Below are 18,384 nucleotides of genomic sequence, written 5' to 3' on the forward strand. Positions count from 1 at the left end.
CGCGATCACGGCCACTCGCCGTCATCCATCTCCCACGTGCGATCACATCGCTCCTCGGTCTCGGCGATCAGCCGCGCGTTCGGTTCGTCGACCGCACGTACCCAACGCTCGGCGGCGATCAGGCTCCGCCCTCCGGCGATATGGCGCGCGAGCAGCCGTTTCCGCCGCACGTCGTCCGCGGCGCTGAGGTAGTACAGCCGGTCGATCAACTCGCGCGCACCGGAGAAGCCGTTGCCGGGCAGCGCAAGGTAGTTGCCCTCCGTGACCACCAACCGAGCCGATGCCGGCACAACCAGGCCGGCGGCGATGGACTCTTCGAGCGCCCGATCGAACTGTGGCACATAGACATCAGCGGTCTGGTAGGCGTCCCGCGCCCGAGTCAGCGATACCAGAAAGCCGGCAGCATCGAACGTATCCGGGGCACCTTTACGACCTTTCCGACCGAGTCGCGCCAGCTGCGCATTGGCGAGGTGGAATCCGTCCATCGGCAGCAGGGCAGCGAAATCGCGCCGGGCGGAGTTGAATTCGTCGACGAGCAACGCAGCCACCGTCGACTTGCCGACGCCTGGTGGCCCGGTCAGACCGACGACGACACGCCCCGACCGCTCATCGAGCAGTCGGGTGACATCGTCTGTCAATGCGGCCATTCCGCGGACACTAGCCGCTCGGCGCGCCCAAGTCGAAGTCGTGCGGCAGCTGGATCCGATATTGTCACCGGCGCCGAGGCTCGGTCGCGCATGCCGTCAACAGCTCCTTGCCGTTTTGCCGGCCACGTGCGTGGGAAAGTCATCCTCGCAACACATACCGACTGAAGACCTCCCAGCCAAAACCCTTGGGACGGAGAAGTATCCGCTCACCGAGGCTGGTAGCGTGATGCGGACGTTCAGGCGGAGACACGGGAGGCGTTGTGGGGCGCGGTGAATTGCTCTATCGCATGGTGTCCGACGCGGCTGCCGTCGTGCCCGACCGCCCGGCTGTCATCTCCGAAGACGGCACCATCACGACGTTCGCGCAATTCGACCAATCGATCACGGCGGCTGCCGGTTGGATCGCATCCCGAACCACCCGCGGCGACCGCGTCGCGGTCATCGCCGACAACAGCCCCGACTACGCGACGCTCTACTACGCGGTGCCTCGCGCCGGACGCATCCTCGTACTGGTCAATCAACGGCTCAGTGCCGACGAACATGTCGCGCAACTGGCCGCCGCGTCACCCACCCTGGTCCTGGGCGATGCCCACTATGTGGCGCCACTGAACCGGCCTGACGCGATCTCGTTCGACGACGACCAATGGACTGCGGCAACGCAATCGACGGAGTGGCCGCTGCCCGACGAGCCGGACCCGGACGACCCGGTCTGGCTGCTCTTCACCAGCGGGTCGACCGGGACACCGAAAGGTGTTGTGCACACCCATCGTTCGATCGCCGCGGCGGTGCGCGGCAGCATCGCCGGCAGGTCGGTCCGTTCCGGCGGCGTCTATCTACTGCCATTCCCCATGTGCCACATCGCCGGGTACAACATGCTGGTGCACCACGCCGCACAGTCGACAGTGTTGCCGGTAGCGGCGTTCCGGCCGGATGCCTTTGCCGCCGCGGTAAACCGGTACCAGGTGACCTCGTGTTCCCTGGCCCCGACCATGCTGCACAGCCTGCTGGCCCATCTCGACGAGACCGGCACCGATCTGCCGTCACTGCGAGACATCGCCTACGGCTCGTCGGCCATCCCGGCCGACCTGCTTCGGCGCGCGCTCGACCGCCTCGACGTCGGCTTCCACCAGGGCTATGGAATGACCGAAACCGGCGGCAACGTCACGTTTCTCGGCCCCGACGACCATCGTGCGGGTGCCGCGGGTGACACCGACGTGCTCGCGACGGCCGGCCGGCCGCACGCCGACGTGCAGATCCGGATTGCCCCGAACGGCGAAATCCTGGTTCGCGGGGACCAAGTGGCCGTCCGGTACTGGCCCGACACGACTACGACCGACGACGGCTGGCTGCGCACCGGCGACGTCGGATACCTCGACGACGAAGGTCGGCTCGTGGTGTCCGACCGGCTGAAGGACATCATCATCACCGGCGGCGAGAACGTGTCCTCACGGGAAGTCGAAGACGTACTGTCATCTCATCCCGACGTGGATCAGGTTGCGGTCGTGGGGGTTCCCGATCCGTACTGGGGCGAGGCGATCTGCGCGGTCGTCGTGCCCACCGCCAACGGCCGGCCCGACGCCGACGCCCTCGTCGCGCACGTGCGCGAGCGCATCGCGGCCTTCAAACGACCCCGCCATGTCGTGTTCGTCGACGCGCTACCCCTGACGACCAATGGCAAGATCGCCAAACAGGTACTGCGCGAACAACTCCGGGGGCGCTTCGCCGGCTAGCTCAGGTCGACGGCCTCACGACGCGGCGGTCGCCAGGCCCGCCCGCTCGACGCTCATCAGACTCTCGGTCTCGTGTTCCCGCCGGTAGGCCGCGCCACCACCGTTGAGCCCGAACAGCCGCTTGCTCCACAACAACCAGAGCACCGCAATGATGTTCACCAACAGCATCGCCAACCGCAGCGCGGTGACCTTCTCGGTCAGCTCGTAGATCTCCAGCGGCAGAAAGACGCTGGTGGCCACCACCGCGAAATACTCGCCCCAGCGCCACATCCCCCACAGCCCGACGGCTTCCACCAACTCGATCAACGCATATACGGCAATGCCGATCGCGATCAGCAACAACGTCGCGCTCGACATCGTGAAGGCGTCGTTGATGTGGCGGACGATCTTGGAGCTGTCAAGGTTCCAGCCGATCTGGTCGGCCAGTGGCCGGAGCAGCGGCAGATCCTTCTCGAACATGTCCTGTAGATGGACTCGCGCCGCCCGCACCCGGAAGACGCCATAGGACATCAGAGCCAGCAACAGGAATCGGAAGAACCGCTCCACGGCCAGCACACGCATCAGCACGCGGTCGCGCAACAGCCGGCCGCGGGGAACTTCAGGCGCTGATTCCGCCGGTCCCTTCCCTCGCGGCGGACCGACCACGAATGTCTCGCACCGCAGGCACCGCCACGCCTCGCCGACCGGCGTCTGCACGTGCAAGCGAGCAGCCAGCTCCGGTTCGTCGGGGGCGAACGTTGCGTGACCGCGGAGTCCACAGGAACGCAGGGCGAAATCCACCATGTTCGTACCGTAGTGGCAGCTCTTGACCGTCGGCACTCAATTCGGTCGGCGCGCCTGAAACGCCCTGAATCACGCCGCAAATACAGCGCTCACCAGCGGGAACACCTCGTTCATAGGTTATCCATAGGTCAACCACAGATCGTCGCTAACCCGGTTCGCAACAATGTCGCGATGCGATACGCGCCAGACGCCCACGAGGCGGCTCGTCGGCCGCAAGCCGCCGGCCCTGCGGTTCCGGCCCCGATGACTCGCCACGACGGTAGCCCCATCGAGGTCCTCGTGGTCGACGACGAACCGGCGCTCGGCGACCTGGTAGCCATGGTGTTGCGGTACGAGGGCTGGCGGGTCACGGCTGCGCGCGACGGTGCGTCGGCCATCAAGAAGGCCGCTGCCGAGAAGCCCGACATCGTGGTGCTCGACGTCATGTTGCCGGACATGAGTGGGCTCGATGTGCTCCACGAATTGCACCGGATCCGCCCCGAACTACCAGTACTGCTACTCACTGCCAAAGACACCATCGAAGACCGCATCGCCGGATTGTCAGCGGGCGGAGACGATTACGTCACCAAGCCGTTCAATGTCGAGGAAATGGTGCTGCGGATGCGGGCACTGATTCGGCGGACCGGCGTCGGCGTCGCAGCCGACAGCGCGCAACTGGTCGTCGGCGATCTGGTACTGGACGAAGACAGTCGCGAAGTCACCAGGGCGGGCACCGACATCACTTTGACCGCGACCGAATTCGAGGTGCTTCGGCTGATGATGAACAATCCTCGGCGGGTGCTGACCAAGACCCAGATCCTGCACGCCGTATGGGACTATGATTTCGAGGGCCGCTCAAACGTGGTGGAGCTGTACATCTCCTACCTACGCAAGAAGATCGATGCCGACCGCGCACCCATGATCCACACGGTCCGCGGGGTCGGCTATGTCCTCAAACCGCAGTGACGTCGTGGTGGCGGCCCCTCCGCCGCGGTCGCGAAGTGGCCGGAAGTATGCACCGCGCACTTGGACGTTGCGGCGCCGCCTGATCGTCGTGGTGTCGGTGCTCGGCGCGGGGCTGTGCGTCGCTGTTGGCGCCGGCACACTGATTGCGTTGCGGCACTTCCTCATCGGCCAACTCGACAACCAGGTTCTCGATGCCCAATCCCGGTCGATGACGTTCTTCGAGTTCGGGCCCCCGCCATTCCTGCGGTTCTCCGGTCCCGGGCCGATGTTCCTCGACGGCCCCGGCCAATCGGCGGGCACCGTGGGCGCGATCATCTCGCAGCCCGGGCAGAGCCACGCGGCGGTCATCTTGACCAGCGGCGACCGCCGGCCGGTCAGCTCGGCGGCATTGATACAGCTGGAACGAATTCCCCAGGGACGCACCGTCAGCGTCGACCTGGACGGCCTGGGTCCGTACCGGCTCGTCGCGCAGCCGTCCCACAATGAGGTCGTGGTGTCGGGTCTGCCGCTGGCTGGAGTGCAACAGACTCTGCGATCCGTCACCTGGATGATCGGTGGCTTTTCCACGCTGGCTCTGGTGGCGGCGACTGCCGCGGGGACTGTGATGATTCGCCGCGAACTCGTTCCGCTGTCACGGATGTCCGACGCCGCGCAATACGTTGCCGGACTGCCGCTGCACGAAGGTGACGTGCAAATTCCGTCGCAGATCGAGCCTGTGGACGCCGACACCGCGCATACCGAGGTGGGCCGGTTGGGCACCGCGCTCAACAGCATGGTCGACCGGGTGGCCGACGGGCTGGCCACCCGCCACGCAAGCGAGACTCGGGTACGGCAGTTCGTCGCCGATGCAAGCCACGAGCTGCGAACACCACTGGCCTCGATCCAGGGGTACACCGAGGTGGCCCGCCGGTTGATCACCGGGATACCTGATGACGCGGCGGATGGATTGCGCACCGACCTGGTCTATGCGCTGACCCGCGTGCATGCCGAGTCCCGGCGGATGGGTCAACTGGTTGAGGACATGCTGCTGTTGGCCCGGCTCGACGCCGGCCGGCCCTTGGAGCACGACGAAGTCGACCTGTCCCAGATGGTGATCGACGCCGTGAGCGACGCCCACATGGCCGGCCCCGAACACCGGTGGGCCCTGGACCTGCCGGACCACCCGGTGATGGTCGTCGGCGACCGGGCGCGGTTGCAGCAGGTGCTGACCAATCTGCTGTCGAACGCCCGAGTCCATACCCCACCCGGCACCACGGTGGTCACCGCGCTCGCCGGGGCCGCCGGCGGGCCGGTCTCGTTGACAGTGACCGACGACGGACCGGGAATTGCACCCGACGTGCTGCCGGAGATCTTCGAACGCTTCGCGCGCGGCGACGAATCCCGCTCCCGGGCAGCCGGGAGCACCGGGCTGGGTCTGGCCATCGCGCAAGCCGTGGCCAAAGCACACGCCGGCACGATCACCGTGCACAGCGATGCGGCCGGATCGGCGTTCACAGTGACGTTGCCCGCGCCGGACGGCCCGCGATCATAGCTGCCCCTCAGACTCGACCAACGATGAACCCAGGTAACTCACGAACCATGAGGAGCATGTTGCAGAACCTGACCGCACCGCATGCGCGACAACCCGATGCCGAGTCGGCTCCTTGTGCGTCCCAGCCGGCGGCAGACCCGCGTTGGGCGCGGCCGGCTCTCGCTGTACTGCTGGTGGCCACCGCCGCGTTCTGGACTGTCACGCTGGGCCGGATGGGTTGGGCCAACGCGTTCTACGCCGCTGCGGTACAGGCCGGCACCCAGAGCTGGAAGGCGGTGCTGTTCGGCTCGTCGGACGCCGCGAATTCCATCACGGTGGACAAGCCACCCGCGTCGCTGTGGCCAATGGAGTTGAGCGCCAGAATATTCGGCGTCAACACCTGGTCGATACTGGTCCCGCAAGTCGTGATAGGCGTCGCCTCGGTCGGGCTGTTGTACATGATCGTACGACGGCAATTCGGCCCAGTCGCGGGCCTGATCACCGGTGGCACACTGGCTTTGACACCCGTGGCCACGCTGATGTTCCGGTACGACAATCCGGACGCTCTGCTGGTGCTGCTGATGATCGGTGCCGTCGGCGCCCTGATGCGGGCGGTAGAGGACGGCCGCACCCGGTGGTTGGTGCTGTGCGGCGCTCTCATCGGATTCGGCTTTCTGACAAAACAATTGCAGGTCATGCTGGTGGTTCCGGGTTTGGCGCTGACCTTTGTGGCCGCAGGTCCGTCGCGGCTGCGCACGCGGATGCTGCAATTGGTCGCAGCACTGCTGTCGATGGTGGTAGCAGGTGGATGGTGGGTCGCGCTGGTGGAGCTCATCCCAGCGGCCGACCGGCCCTACATCGGCGGGTCGACGGACAACAGCTTCTTGAACCTGACGTTCGGGTACAACGGCATGTCCCGGCTCAGTGGCAGTCATGGCGGTTTCCCCGAGCCGCCACCGGGCCTTTCCACGCCCCCTGGTGGCAAGCACGGCGGGTTCCCGTTCGGCTCAGATCCGAGCATTCTCCGTCTGTTCACCGGCGAGTCCGGGACCCAGATCTCGTGGCTGCTGCCCGCCGCGCTGATCTTTCTCGTCGCCGGAATCATCTTGTGCGGCAAGGCTGCCCGCACCGATCCGCGACGTGCTCAGTATCTGGTTTGGGGAGGTTGGCTGCTCGGCACGGGCGGTGTGTTCAGCTTCATGTCGGGCCTGTACCACGATTACTACACAATGGCACTGTCGCCGGCCGTAGCCGCGCTGGTCGGCATCGGCGCGACCCAGCTGTGGCACCGTCGTTCGACCATCTGGGCTTCGCTGACCCTGGCCACAACGGCCGCGATCACCACCGGATGGTCGTGGGTATTGCTGAACCGCACACCGGATTTCGTGCCATGGTTGCGCTGGGCCGTACTGGCTGTCGGTATCGCCGCGGCGGTGCTGCTGGTGCTGGATCGGCTACGTGGTGCCCGATTCGGATCGTGGGCCGCCGCGCTCGCCCTCGTCGCCGCATTGGCCGGCCCACTCGCGTACTGCGTACAAACCGTAGCCACGTCGCACAACGGCGGCGTCGTCACCGCCGGGCCGCAGGTGGCCGGTGCACATCCCCCCGGGCCGCTTCCGGGGTTCGACAAGGCGCCCAGCGCGCACCTGGCCCAGCTGTTGCGGGCCGATGCTGGTGAATACACCTGGGCAGCGGCCACCATCGGATCCAACGAAGCGGCGAACTACCAGTTGGCCTCGGGTGAGCCGGTGATGCCGATCGGCGGATTCATCGGCAGTGACCCCTCGCCGACACTTGCACAATTCCAGAAGTACGTCGCCGACGGTCAGATCCACTACTTCATCGTGTCGCGGGGACCTGGTGGACCTGGGATGCCCGACGCGCCCGGGCGGCAGGGCAAGGCGGACAAAACTGTGACCGAGGGCGCCAAGATCTCCGACTGGGTGAAGCAGAACTTCATTGCCGACACCGCCGACGGGGCGACCTACTACGACCTGACCTCGCCACAGCACCACGGTGCCTAGGCCGGTACTGCCGAATACCGTTGTCAAATAACGAAAGAACGAAGGAACTCGCTGAGCGGTCGACCAGAACCGTCAACCACCGGGCTGCGACCGGGCCGGCTCCGACGAGGAGCCGGCCGCAAAATCAGCGGTCGGGTCGGCGGCCTGCTGGATCAAGACGGCTGCGATAGCCGCGCCCAAACCCGCACCTGCGCTGATCAACCCGAAAGCTGCCAGTGCCACCCCGGCCCGACGACGCGTCTTGCGCTGCATGATCATGCGCACCATCTCCTCGTTGCGGAACAACCTGACAGTCGCAGACCATATCGCAGCGTGGTTCGGTGCGCTGAACTGTCGAATTTGCTGACATAGCACCAGAAAATGCGCTCGAACATCCACTCGTGACGAAGGGCCTTGCGCCATCGATTCCCTTGACCATGTTGCGCTACAGCATATTTCAGCGGTCTGTCGATCAACTCAACAGCGTTTGAGGCCGATGGGAATTGGCGTCAAGAAGGCCGATCAACAGTCCCGCCGCCGCATATTCATACCGCCGCAATACAGTATCCATACGAATTCCCCAGGGTCGGAGTCGAAGCGGGCCAAGTTTCCGAGCCTTCGATCACGGCCTGGCGTTGCGGCCCCGTGGTCGGTAAGTATGTACTCGTGCCATCCCTGCTCTGGTTCCGCCGAGACCTCCGGTTGAGCGATCTACCCGCGCTATCGGCAGCGGTCGACCAAGACCGTGATGTACTCGCCTGCTTCGTTCTCGATCCTCGGCTCGAAGCCTCCTCGAGTGCCCGCCGCCTGCAATTCCTCGGAGACTCCCTGCGGCAGTTGCACGCGGATCTGTCCGGCCGATTGCTGGTCACTCGTGGACGTCCGGAGGAGCGAATTCCGTTGCTCGCCGATGAGATCAACGCGTCCGCAGTTCACGTGTCGGCGGACTTCACTCCGTTCGGCCGACACCGCGATGCACGCGTACAGGATGCGTTGGGCAACGTACCGCTGGTGTCCACGGGCTCCGCGTACCTGGTCTCACCCGGCCGGGTCATGAAAGACGACGACACACCTTATCGGGTGTTCACCCCGTACTTCCGGCGATGGCGCGATCATGGATGGCGCCGGCCGGCCCGAACCGGAGTGCATTCGGCGCAGTGGATCGACCCGGACGGGTTGCACACAGCGGCGGGCCAGCCGGGCCACATTCCGGATCCCGGTGTGCCGCTCTGCTTCACCGCCGGCGAGGCGTCGGCCCTGCAGCGGTGGAGGCGATTCGTCGCCGATGGATTGATGGACTACGCCGATCAACGAGACCGGCCCGCAGCCGACGGCACCAGCGCACTGTCGGCGCATTTGAAGTTCGGCACGATCCATCCCCGCACCATGGCCGACGATCTGGACCTCGGGCAGAGCAGCCACGTTGCGTATCTGCGGCAGTTGGCTTTTCGTGATTTCTACGCGGCAGTGTTGTACCACTGGCCGGACAGCGCGTGGCACAACTGGAACCGCGATTTCGACGCGATCGAAACGGACACCGACGCCGCGGCGGTACGACTGTTCGAGGCGTGGAAGCAGGGCCTGACGGGATTCCCGTTCATCGATGCCGGAATGCGGCAGCTGAGCCAGACCGGTTTCATGCCCAACCGGCTGCGGATGGTCACCGCGTCGTTCCTCGTCAAAGACCTACACCTGCCGTGGCAGTGGGGCGCCCGCTGGTTCATGGCACAGTTGGTCGACGGCGACATCGCCAACAATCAGCACGGCTGGCAATGGTCCGCCGGCTGCGGAACTGACGCCGCCCCGTACTTTCGGGTGTTCAACCCCACGACGCAGGGAAAGAAGTTCGATCCCACAGGCGCCTACATCCGCCGCTGGGTTCCTGAGTTGGCGGACGTCGCAGATGTCCACCTCGCATCTGGCACCCGTCCACCCGGTTACCCGGCACCGATCGTTGACCACGGCGACGAACGTGCCGAAGCACTTCGGCGATATCGGGCAGTCGGGAGTCAAGGTTGACCCGAGGCACGGAGACGGGCCGACCACCCGGCCGTATCCCGTTCCGCGTCAACGGTGAGCGGGCTACGAGCCGGGCGGTCGAGTTGCTACGCGGGATCAGAATGGCGGAGGCGGCAGCAACGGTCCACCCGGGGGCGGCGGAATCCCCGGCCCCGGCGGCGCGAGGCCGGGCCCGCCGGGAGGCGGCACATTGGGTCCGGGCGGCAGGATGCCCGGACCGGGCGGTGGGGGCGGCTGCGCGCCGGCGACGGCTGCGCTGAATCCTGCGCCCGCACCCATCAGCGCGATCGCAACCAATGCGACCCCCGTACGGTGACGTGTCTTGTGCTGCTTTGACATTCGCACATCTCCTAGATTGTGGAACTACTGACGGTTGCCGACAGTAACCCATTTCAGCAGGTGGGGTGAATTGTCTGATTTCGGCAACATCGCGCACCGAAGCACTATTTCGTGGGACATTTCGCTAATGTCACGTTCCGTACCGTTGTAGCCAAATGTATTGTCATACAGCATCTTACGATCCATCAAACGTCCTCCGGAAATGTCACTTTCATTCACCGGACAAGGCAATCGATCAGGTTGCGCGCATTCCCGACTCCATTCTCCGCGCCACATTCATATCGGCGCAGTACGGAATCCATATGAATTCCCCAGGGTTTGACGCGCGTTGTTCTTCAACCGCTGTGTTGTGCGGACATATCCGGCAGCTGAACAGGTGAGTACGCCGACCGCAGCCGCAGACGGGCCTGGCACATGGCAGGCCCGTCGCCTTACGCTGACGACCATCACGCACGACCACGCGGAGGCCACGTTGCAGAATCCAGAAGCTTTTCTCGACCAGTTCGCCGACGACGCAGGTGGTCGGGTATTCGCCGAGCCGTACCACACGCCCGACGGGGCGACCGTCATTCCCGTGGCGAAGATCGGCCGCGGCGGCGGCGCCACGACGGCAAAACCGCTCGGCGTGTTCGTTATTCGCGATGGCGGCACAACGTGGGTACCGGCGGTGGATGCCGACCGTATCGCGTTGATCGGCGTGGTGACCGGCCTGATCACCGCGGTGATCGGTTGCCTGGCGATCCTGCGGCGTCCGCCGTGGCCTGACCTGTCCGACCACGGGAATCCGGTGTCGCGTCGCCGCCGATTCAATCCATAACTCCCTCGTTGCGTGGTTTCGCGATTCCACGCCCGGGTAACCGTGGTGCGGGGGTCGTGGAGTTGTTCTGCCGCGGGACATGGGCCACCGGCATGCAGGCCGTTTGGAACCCTGACCTGGGCGCCTGGGGCGTTTGGGACATGCGGACCAGCACGTTCAATCGGCTTTAGCACCCCAAGAAGCGGCCGCCACCCCGTCGTGACGACGCGGTGGCGGCCCGCATTTGTCCACCGCCAGAAGCGGTCATCACCAAAATCACTGGAAACTGTACGAATACTCCCAGCTTCATTCCAGGCGGAAATGCTAATCGCTACGTCAATTCTTTCTACCGTTACCGCCAGACATTGGCAGCGGGCGGGCGGAGGGGATGAACCATGGGTTGCGCACGGTATGTCGGTCGGGTCGGGGCCTTGGCGGTGTTCCTCGGAGTGGGTGTATCGGTCACAACAGGACAGGGACTCGCCTACGCCGAGCCGACATCGACATCGACGTCGACCAACACGTCGCATGCGACGGGTGCGACGGATGCGACGGGCTCGGAGAAGGCGGCGCCCAAACACGCGCCTGCCCCAGCCACCGCGACACAGCCCGACGCCACACCGGCATCGACAACAGCGGATTCCACGCCGTCTCCTGTCCACAATCCGAAACCGCGGTCCAACAACGACAATAAGGGCACCGACACGGCCGACCGTCACCGTACCGCCAATCTCAATCGTCACGCGGCAAGCGTCACCACGACAGCGTCAACCTCGACAACTGCCGACATATCCATCAGCGCCACAAAGAAACCCATCCAGCCGCAACCCACCGCTGCCACGATCAGCCACTCCCCCGCGCCGTCGATCGTCGCAACGGCGGCGGTGCCTGCCACCGCATCACCAGGGCATACGACCACGACGACCCCGTTGGCGGCGGTCGTGACCCCGACCGTGTCCGCACCGACCGCGCCCAACCTCATCGGCCAGATCGTCAGCGCGGCAAAACAACTCATCGGCATCGCCCTGCAACCCCTGGTGTCGGCCCTGCCGTCGAACGTGCCCGCCAATTCACCGGTACTGTGGACGGTGCTCGCTTGGGTGCGCAAGCAGATCGAGACGAATCTGCTTCCCCCACATGTGGTTTCCGCTTGGAACGTGACCAGCCCGAACCTGCTGGTCAACCCGAGCGCAGAACTCGGGGACCCGTCACTGTCCGGCGGCAGCACGGTGTCCATTCCCGGCTGGACCGTCACCGGCACGCCGACCGTCATCAAATACGGGACCGTGCGCCAGATCCCGCTGGGCCTGTCGACGCCCGGGCCGACGCTGCCGTCGATCTTCAATTTCCCGAGTGATCCTCCGACGTCCAGCGACACGCAGTTCTTCGGCGGCGGCAATGTTGCGACCTCGACGCTCAGCCAGACAGTCGATCTGAGTGGCGCCGCGTCGGGCATCGACGCCGGCACGACGCCCTTCAAGCTCAGCGGGTACCTGGGCGGCGCCATGATCGACCCGTCTGAAGCGTCGGTCAAGGTCACCTTCCTCGACGCCAATGGGACGCAATTGGGGGTCGGCAATGTCGCGCCCGTCGGTCCCCTCGATCGCTGGCTCCAAACCGGACTACTCCAGCGCAGCACCGAAGGGACCATCCCCGTCGGCACGCGGTCAGCGCAAGTGACGCTGACACTGCAGGACTTGAACCCATTCACCGGTGGTTACAACAACGCGTTCGCCGACGACCTGTCATTCACTGTGGGCGCCGCCCTCCCGGCTCCACCGCCGCCCACCCCGCCGAAGTCGACGGTCGGCGCACTGGATCACGTCTTCATGGTCTATCTGGAGAACAAGGGCTACGGCGACATCGTCGGCAGCCCCAATGCGCCGTACCTCAACAGCCTGATCAACACCTACGGTGTCGAGACGGATTACTACGCGCTGACCCACCCGAGCGATCCGAACTACTACCCGATCCTCGGCGGCTCGGACTTCGGGCTCAGCTACAACTGTGCGACCAACTGCATCAACGCCACGAACCTCGCCGACAGAATCGAGGGCGCCGGCAAGACGTGGGCCGGGTACGCGCAGGGCATGTCCGCGGCCGGGCCGTACGTGTCGACAAGCGACTACGCGCCCGACCAGCTGCCGTTCCTGGCCTTCAGCGACATCTACAACAACCAGGCCCGGGCCGATGCACATCTGCACCCGCTGACCCAGTTGGCGACCGACCTCTCGTCGTCGACGACCGCACCGAATTTCGCCTGGTTCGCGGCGAACGAGGCCAACAACGGCGAGGGCCCCATCGATTTCCCCACGGGCATCCTCAATTTCATCGGCAGCATGTTGACCAACCACCAGTACAACGTCAAGGCCGCCGACGAGTTCCTGCAGCAGACGGTCCCCACCATCGTGAATTCAGCGGTGTGGAATGACCCGACGCAGAAGAGCGCAATATTCATCACGTTCGACGAAGACACCGACAATCTGTCGCTGGGCTTCGGCAATGGCGGCAATCACGTTGTCACCGTGGCGATCCCGTCGCCCGGCGCCGTCGCAGCCGGGATGCGTTCCGGCAACTTCTCTGACAGCAGCTACGCCAACCACTACAGCCTGCTCCGGACCATCGAGAATTCGCTCGGCGTGGCGCCGTTGACCAACAACGACGCCTTCGCCGATCCTCTCAACGGGTTCTGGGACCCGGCACCCGTGATTCCGTAACCGGCCCCGGACGCCCACATCTCGCTACCTCCCGAAATTGAACGTAGGACCCGAGGAAACCTCGGGTCCTACGTCTACTTCAGTGCGGGTTCAGCAGATCAGAACCAGTCGACCTGCGCCTCGACGGTGGTGCGGTCCAGGCTGGCCAGCAGGTCCAGCTGGGTCGTCACCTTGGGCAGCTCGTAGCGGAAGAAGTACTGTGCGGCAGCACGTTTCCCGTCGTAGAAGTTGCCGGTGTTGCCGCCGACGGCGTTCAGCTGCTCCAGCCAAATCCAGGCCATCACGATGTGGCCGGCGGCCTCCAGGTAGGCAGTCGAGTTCGCCAGGGTGGTCTCGGGATCACCGGCGGCCCACAGCGTCGCGGTCACCTCGACCAGGCGCTCGGTCTGGGCCTGCAGCTCCCGTGCGTAGTCGGCGGTGGCCTCCGATTGCAGTGCGGCCTGGACGGTCTCGTTGATCCGCCCCTGCAGCAGCTTCAAGCCGGCGCCGTCCTGCATGACGACCTTGCGGCCCAGCAGGTCGATGCCGTGGATGCCGTGCGTGCCTTCGTGAATGGCGTTCAGGCGGTTGTCGCGGTACTGCTGCTCCACGTCGTATTCGGTGGTGTAGCCGTAACCACCGTGGATCTGGATGCCCAGGTTGTTGGCTTCCAGGCACCACTGCGACGGCCAGCTCTTGGCGATCGGGGTGAGGACCTCGAGCATGAGGTTGGCCTCGTCCAGCTCGGCACCGGTGAAGATCCGCATCTCGTCGACCAGGCGCGCGCAGTACAGGCCGAGCGCCAAAGCGCCTTCCACATAAGACTTTTGAGCCAGCAGCATGCGCTTGACGTCGGCGTGCTCGATGATCGGGACCTGGGAGCGTGTCGGGTCCTTGTCGCCGACCGGACGGCCCTGGGTGCGCACCTTGGCGTACTCCAGTGACGTGAGGTAACCGGCGTAGCCGATGGCGGTGGCCATGGAGCCGACAGCGACACGGGCCTCGTTCATCATGTGGAACATGTAGGCCAGGCCGCGGTGCTCTTCGCCCACAAGGTAGCCGACAGCGCCCGGCTCGTCGGTGGGCCGGTGGCTGCCGTCGCCGAAGTTCAGCAGGGCGTTGGTGGTGCCGTGGTTGCCCATCTTGTGGTTGAGGCTCACGAGCGCGACGTCGTTGCGGGTGCCGTCGGTCAGGAACTTCGGCACGATGAACAGCGAGATGCCCTTCACGCCGGGGCCGCCGCCGGGGACCTTGGCCAGCACCAGGTGGACGATGTTCTCGGTCAGCTCGTGGTCACCACCGGTGATCCACATCTTGGTGCCGGTGACGCGGTAGGTGCCGTCGGCGGCCTTGGTGGCCTTGGTGCTGATGTCGGCGAGCGAGGAGCCGGCGTCCGGCTCCGAGAGGCACATGGTGCCGAAGTAGCGGCCTTCGAGCATGGGGCGAACCCAGGTGTCGATCTGCTCGTCGGTGCCGTACTCGGTCAGCAGGTTCGCGTTACCGACAGTGAGGAACGCGTACGAGAAGGTGGCGGGGTTGGCGGCGCGGAAGAACGCCGCCGAGGACTGCGCGACCACGTTGGGCAGCTGCATGCCGCCGACGCGTTCGTCGAACGAGCTGGCCATCAGGCCCGCGGCGTTGAAGTCGTCCAGGGCCTGCTTGATCTCGTCGATCAGCACCACTTTGCCGGTCTCGTCGACGAACGGCGGGTTGTGGTCGGCCTTCTTGTTGTGCGGTGCGAAGCGCTTGGTCGCGATGTCGGCGCTCAGGTCGAGGACGGCGTCGAAGGTGTCACGCGAATGCTCCGCGAAGTGCTCGTGCTTGGTGAGCTCGACCACGTCGAGCCACTCGTAGAGCAAGAAGTCCAGGTCGCGCCGAGACATGAAATCACTCACGTGGGTTCTACCTTCCAAAGCAGCCGAACATTAGCAGTCGCTCATTTCCTAAGCGATTGCTAATATCGCCTATTGACCAGGCCCGTGTCAACTGTGTGTACGATCACGTGCACATGAAGACCGACCGGACAACCGATTCGGCCGCAGCCGAACGCATCCGGCGCGCGGCCATCGAGGCGTTCGCCGAGTCCGGCTACGGCGGCACCTCCACCCGCCAGATCGCCAAGCGCCTCAACATGAGCGCGACGGCCATGTACCCGCACTACCGGTCAAAGGAAGAGTTGCTCTACGCCATTGCGCTCGAAGGCCACGGCAGCCTCCTCGCGACCTTGCGCGCCACGGACGACGCCGCCGCACCATGTGCCGAGCGCTTCCACGCGGTCGTCGCGGCGTTCGCCACCTGGCATGCAGAGAACAGCAAGCAGGCCAGGGTGGTGCAGTACGAACTGCACGGCCTGACCCCGGCCCACTACCGCACCATCGCCCCGCTGCGCCACCAGGTCACCGCCGTGATCGCCAACATCATCGAAAGCGGTATGGCGACAGGCGAATTCCACGTCGACAACCTCGACGACGTGGTCATGGCGATCTCGTCGCTGTGCGTCGACGTCTGCCGGTGGTTCCCCTCACGCACGCACCGCGATCCCCATAAATTGGGCGAAATCTACGCCCAGGTCGCCGCCCGGCTGGTGCGCTGACCGCGCTCGTCTGAGTGCCGGCCGATAGGCCAATCGGTACTCGATTTTCCGCGGATTACGTGCAATAACCGGCCAGCCGGCGCTGACCGTCGTGGTGTACTTGCTGCCGACGACAGGAGGCCCGATGGTCAACCCTCCACCGGAGGTCCGCGATGAGGTCGTACCGGCAACAACGGACAACCCATCCACTGTGGACGACGCACTGGCGCCTGAGGTCCGGTTGCGGCGCGTGCGCGGCCGCTTCAGCATCCAGTCGAAGCTCATCACGATGCTGTTGGGGGCCAGCATCGTGTCGGCTGCCGTGGTGGGATTCATCGGTTACCAGACCGGGCAGGCCTCGTTGCGAAACGCTGCCTTCGACCGGCTCACCCAGGTCCGGGAGACCCAGGCGCGCCAGTTCGGCAGTCAGGTCTCCACCTTGAAGAAGGCGCTGCTCGTCTACACCAGCGGCCCGGCGATGGGCGATGCGCTGCAGGCCTTCAGCGCCGGATTCAACGAATTGACCAACACCCCAATTGATCCCGCGCAGCAGCAGGCCATTGTCAACTACTACGAAAAAGAGCTGATCAACCCGATCCAACAGGCGACGGGCGCCAAGCTCAATATCGACCTGCTGCTCCCGTCGACCAACGCCGCCAAGTACCTGCAGGCCCACTACGCCGTCCCGGCTGCGCAGCCGAATGGGCCGGCACCCGCCCCGGATCCCAGCGCCTGGGGGGCCGCAGCGACCCGCTACGACCCGTTCTTCGACAAGATCGTGAACTTGTTCGGATATGGCGACGCGCTCCTGATCGACCCGGCAGGCACCGTCGTGTACTCGGCGAGAAAGCGTGCCGACCTCGGAACCAACATTCTGTCCGGACCGTACGAACAAGGGAATCTGCACGAGGCCTACGTGAAAGCGATGGGCGCTGATCGGGTCGACTATGTGTCGGTCACCGATTTCCAGACCTATCACCCGGCCGGCGACCATCCCGTCGCCTGGATGGGAGCGCCCGTCGTGGCCGGAGGTCGCACGATAGGCGTCCTCGCCCTCCAGCTTCCCATCACCGGGATCAACGCGCTGATGACATTCAACGGTGAATGGCAGGACAACGGCCTCGGCGCCACCGGCGAAACCTACCTCGCCGGGGCCGACGATCTGATGCGGTCGAACTCCCGCCTGTTCGTCGAGAACAAGGATGCCTTTCAGCGAGAGGTCACCGCGGCCGGGACGCCCGCCGAACTGGCGGAGCGGGCAGTCCGCCTCGGCGGCACCACGCTGATTCAGCCTGTCGGTGGCGACGCCACCCGAGCGGCGCAACGCGGCCAGACCGGGGTGCGGATCACGACGGACTACCTCGGCCAGGAGACCCTGCAGTCCTATGCGCCGGTGTCCGTGGGGCCCGACGTGACGTGGACGATCGTGGCCAAGATCGACACCGCCGAAGCCTTTGCCCCGGAACGGGTTTTCACCAGAACCATGGGTGTCGCCGTGGCGGCGATCGTCATTCTGGACTGCCTGGCCGCCATGGCCCTGGCGCAGTTGTTCGTGCGCCCCATCCGCCGGCTCGAGGCCGGTGCGCAAAAAGTCAGCCGGGGCGACTACGACGCCGTGATCCCGGCGCGGACCCGGGACGAATTCGGCGATCTGACCAAGACTTTCAACGACATGAGCCGGCTACTGGGTATCAAGGACGAGCTGCTGCGCCGCGAACGCCAAGAGAACGCACAGCTGCTGCGGTCACTGATGCCGGAGTCGGTCGCGCAGCGGTACCGCCGAGGCGATGAAACCATCGGCGAGAGCCATCAGGACGTCGCCGTGCTCTTCGCGGACATCGACGGCCTGGACACCCTGGCCGGCGACCTACCGTCCGACGAATTCCTCACCGTCGTCAACGAATTGGTCCGCCAGTTCGACGATGCCGCCGAACGGTGCGGCGTCGAGGCAATGCGCATTCTGCGCAACGGCTACACGGCCAGTTGCGGCCTGAATGTGCCTCGGTTGGACAACGTCGAACGCATCGTGGCGTTCGCCATCGAGATGCAACGCATCGTGGGCCGCCTCAACGCCGAGGACAATCTGCAGCTCGGTTTCCGGGCCGGTATCGACACCGGCCAGGTCACCAGCGGGCTGGTCGGCAGCAACACGATGATCTACGACATGTGGGGCAGCGCAGTCGACCTGGCCTATCAGATCCAGGCCGGCGGCGGCGAACCCGGCATCTACGTCACGTCGCGGGTGCGCGACGCGGTGCATGACACTCACCGGCTCACCCAGGCGGGACAGTTCGCCGCCGGTGACGCCGAGGAGCCGGTCTGGCGGCTGACGGGGCGGCGGTGA

The 18,384-nt window shown here is 65.3% G+C and carries 16 protein-coding genes; 9 read left to right on the forward strand and 7 right to left on the reverse strand.

What is annotated here, in order from left to right:
- Window positions 1-5: 5 nt before the first annotated feature.
- The gene (locus G6N59_RS06195; protein WP_138231279.1) at window positions 6-647 is read right to left on the reverse strand and encodes a nucleoside/nucleotide kinase family protein; all 642 of its coding nucleotides are present in this window, start codon (window positions 645-647) and stop codon (window positions 6-8) included.
- A gap of 287 nt (window positions 648-934) precedes the next feature.
- Here G6N59_RS06195 and G6N59_RS06200 point away from each other — a divergent pair, with 287 nt between their 5' ends.
- Window positions 935-2,377, forward strand: coding sequence for an AMP-binding protein (locus tag G6N59_RS06200; protein WP_163911929.1), 1,443 nt, complete (start codon window positions 935-937; stop codon window positions 2,375-2,377).
- 15 nt (window positions 2,378-2,392) lie between these two features.
- Here the strand turns inward: G6N59_RS06200 and G6N59_RS06205 are convergent, their stop codons facing one another.
- Window positions 2,393-3,160 carry a DUF2127 domain-containing protein gene (locus G6N59_RS06205; RefSeq protein ID WP_138231280.1) on the reverse strand — a complete coding sequence of 256 codons (768 nt, stop codon included), beginning with the start codon at window positions 3,158-3,160 and terminating at the stop codon, window positions 2,393-2,395.
- A gap of 243 nt (window positions 3,161-3,403) precedes the next feature.
- Between G6N59_RS06205 and G6N59_RS06210 the strand changes: the two genes are divergently transcribed.
- Genes G6N59_RS06210 through G6N59_RS06220 form a run of 3 tightly spaced genes read left to right on the forward strand, consistent with a single transcriptional unit; the run spans window position 3,404 to window position 7,639 of the window.
- Complete coding sequence (locus G6N59_RS06210) at window positions 3,404-4,105, forward strand: response regulator transcription factor (protein WP_138231413.1); 702 nt, start codon at window positions 3,404-3,406, stop codon at window positions 4,103-4,105.
- Entirely contained in the window at window positions 4,086-5,636 is a 1,551-nt protein-coding gene (locus G6N59_RS06215; RefSeq protein ID WP_138231281.1) for a sensor histidine kinase, read from the forward strand. The genes G6N59_RS06210 and G6N59_RS06215 overlap by 20 nt, the downstream gene beginning before the upstream one ends.
- 56 nt (window positions 5,637-5,692) lie before the next feature.
- The gene (locus tag G6N59_RS06220; RefSeq protein WP_138231282.1) at window positions 5,693-7,639 is read left to right on the forward strand and encodes an ArnT family glycosyltransferase; all 1,947 of its coding nucleotides are present in this window, start codon (window positions 5,693-5,695) and stop codon (window positions 7,637-7,639) included.
- 72 nt (window positions 7,640-7,711) lie between these two features.
- Here G6N59_RS06220 and G6N59_RS06225 read toward each other — a convergent pair whose 3' ends face one another.
- Window positions 7,712-7,897 (reverse strand): hypothetical protein, encoded by a 186-nt coding sequence (locus tag G6N59_RS06225; protein WP_138231283.1) that lies wholly within the window; start codon window positions 7,895-7,897, stop codon window positions 7,712-7,714.
- A 387-nt stretch (window positions 7,898-8,284) separates the two neighbouring features.
- Here G6N59_RS06225 and G6N59_RS06230 point away from each other — a divergent pair, with 387 nt between their 5' ends.
- Window positions 8,285-9,637, forward strand: a complete 1,353-nt coding sequence (locus G6N59_RS06230; RefSeq protein ID WP_138231284.1) for a cryptochrome/photolyase family protein — start codon at window positions 8,285-8,287, stop codon at window positions 9,635-9,637.
- Window positions 9,638-9,733: 96 nt separating this feature from the next.
- Here G6N59_RS06230 and G6N59_RS06235 read toward each other — a convergent pair whose 3' ends face one another.
- Window positions 9,734-9,976, reverse strand: coding sequence for a hypothetical protein (locus G6N59_RS06235; protein WP_170212414.1), 243 nt, complete (start codon window positions 9,974-9,976; stop codon window positions 9,734-9,736).
- 472 nt (window positions 9,977-10,448) lie between these two features.
- Between G6N59_RS06235 and G6N59_RS06240 the strand changes: the two genes are divergently transcribed.
- Window positions 10,449-10,793: a hypothetical protein gene (locus G6N59_RS06240; protein ID WP_138231414.1), complete on the forward strand. Its 345-nt coding sequence runs from the start codon at window positions 10,449-10,451 to the stop codon at window positions 10,791-10,793.
- A gap of 463 nt (window positions 10,794-11,256) precedes the next feature.
- Here G6N59_RS06240 and G6N59_RS31025 read toward each other — a convergent pair whose 3' ends face one another.
- Window positions 11,257-11,418 carry a hypothetical protein gene (locus G6N59_RS31025; RefSeq protein WP_234884296.1) on the reverse strand — a complete coding sequence of 54 codons (162 nt, stop codon included), beginning with the start codon at window positions 11,416-11,418 and terminating at the stop codon, window positions 11,257-11,259.
- Window positions 11,419-11,511: 93 nt separating this feature from the next.
- Window positions 11,512-11,754 carry a hypothetical protein gene (locus G6N59_RS31030; protein WP_234884297.1) on the reverse strand — a complete coding sequence of 81 codons (243 nt, stop codon included), beginning with the start codon at window positions 11,752-11,754 and terminating at the stop codon, window positions 11,512-11,514.
- Here G6N59_RS31030 and G6N59_RS06245 point away from each other — a divergent pair.
- Window positions 11,726-13,489 carry an alkaline phosphatase family protein gene (locus tag G6N59_RS06245; RefSeq protein ID WP_234884298.1) on the forward strand — a complete coding sequence of 588 codons (1,764 nt, stop codon included), beginning with the start codon at window positions 11,726-11,728 and terminating at the stop codon, window positions 13,487-13,489. The genes G6N59_RS31030 and G6N59_RS06245 overlap by 29 nt on opposite strands.
- A 98-nt stretch (window positions 13,490-13,587) precedes the next feature.
- Here the strand turns inward: G6N59_RS06245 and G6N59_RS06250 are convergent, their stop codons facing one another.
- Window positions 13,588-15,363: an acyl-CoA dehydrogenase gene (locus G6N59_RS06250; RefSeq protein WP_138231286.1), complete on the reverse strand. Its 1,776-nt coding sequence runs from the start codon at window positions 15,361-15,363 to the stop codon at window positions 13,588-13,590.
- A 113-nt stretch (window positions 15,364-15,476) separates the two neighbouring features.
- Here G6N59_RS06250 and G6N59_RS06255 point away from each other — a divergent pair, with 113 nt between their 5' ends.
- Both G6N59_RS06255 and G6N59_RS06260 read left to right on the forward strand, forming a co-directional pair.
- Window positions 15,477-16,061: a TetR/AcrR family transcriptional regulator gene (locus G6N59_RS06255; protein ID WP_138231287.1), complete on the forward strand. Its 585-nt coding sequence runs from the start codon at window positions 15,477-15,479 to the stop codon at window positions 16,059-16,061.
- Between the two features lie 124 nt (window positions 16,062-16,185).
- Window positions 16,186-18,384, forward strand: a complete 2,199-nt coding sequence (locus G6N59_RS06260; RefSeq protein ID WP_138231288.1) for an adenylate/guanylate cyclase domain-containing protein — start codon at window positions 16,186-16,188, stop codon at window positions 18,382-18,384.

Source organism: Mycolicibacterium aubagnense (assembly GCF_010730955.1).
Lineage (GTDB): Bacteria > Actinomycetota > Actinomycetes > Mycobacteriales > Mycobacteriaceae > Mycobacterium > Mycobacterium aubagnense.

Coding starts and splice junctions, on each gene's coding strand:
- G6N59_RS06255 (WP_138231287.1), top strand. CDS start 15,477: ATGAAGACCGACCGGACAACCGATTCGGCCGCAGCCGAACGCATCCGG.
- G6N59_RS06215 (WP_138231281.1), top strand. CDS start 4,086: ATGTCCTCAAACCGCAGTGACGTCGTGGTGGCGGCCCCTCCGCCGCGG.
- G6N59_RS06195 (WP_138231279.1), bottom strand. CDS start 647: ATGGCCGCATTGACAGACGATGTCACCCGACTGCTCGATGAGCGGTCG.
- G6N59_RS06205 (WP_138231280.1), bottom strand. CDS start 3,160: ATGGTGGATTTCGCCCTGCGTTCCTGTGGACTCCGCGGTCACGCAACG.
- G6N59_RS06200 (WP_163911929.1), top strand. CDS start 935: ATGGTGTCCGACGCGGCTGCCGTCGTGCCCGACCGCCCGGCTGTCATC.
- G6N59_RS06260 (WP_138231288.1), top strand. CDS start 16,186: ATGGTCAACCCTCCACCGGAGGTCCGCGATGAGGTCGTACCGGCAACA.
- G6N59_RS06210 (WP_138231413.1), top strand. CDS start 3,404: ATGACTCGCCACGACGGTAGCCCCATCGAGGTCCTCGTGGTCGACGAC.
- G6N59_RS06225 (WP_138231283.1), bottom strand. CDS start 7,897: ATGATCATGCAGCGCAAGACGCGTCGTCGGGCCGGGGTGGCACTGGCA.
- G6N59_RS31030 (WP_234884297.1), bottom strand. CDS start 11,754: ATGAGGTTGGGCGCGGTCGGTGCGGACACGGTCGGGGTCACGACCGCC.
- G6N59_RS06220 (WP_138231282.1), top strand. CDS start 5,693: ATGTTGCAGAACCTGACCGCACCGCATGCGCGACAACCCGATGCCGAG.
- G6N59_RS06235 (WP_170212414.1), bottom strand. CDS start 9,976: ATGTCAAAGCAGCACAAGACACGTCACCGTACGGGGGTCGCATTGGTT.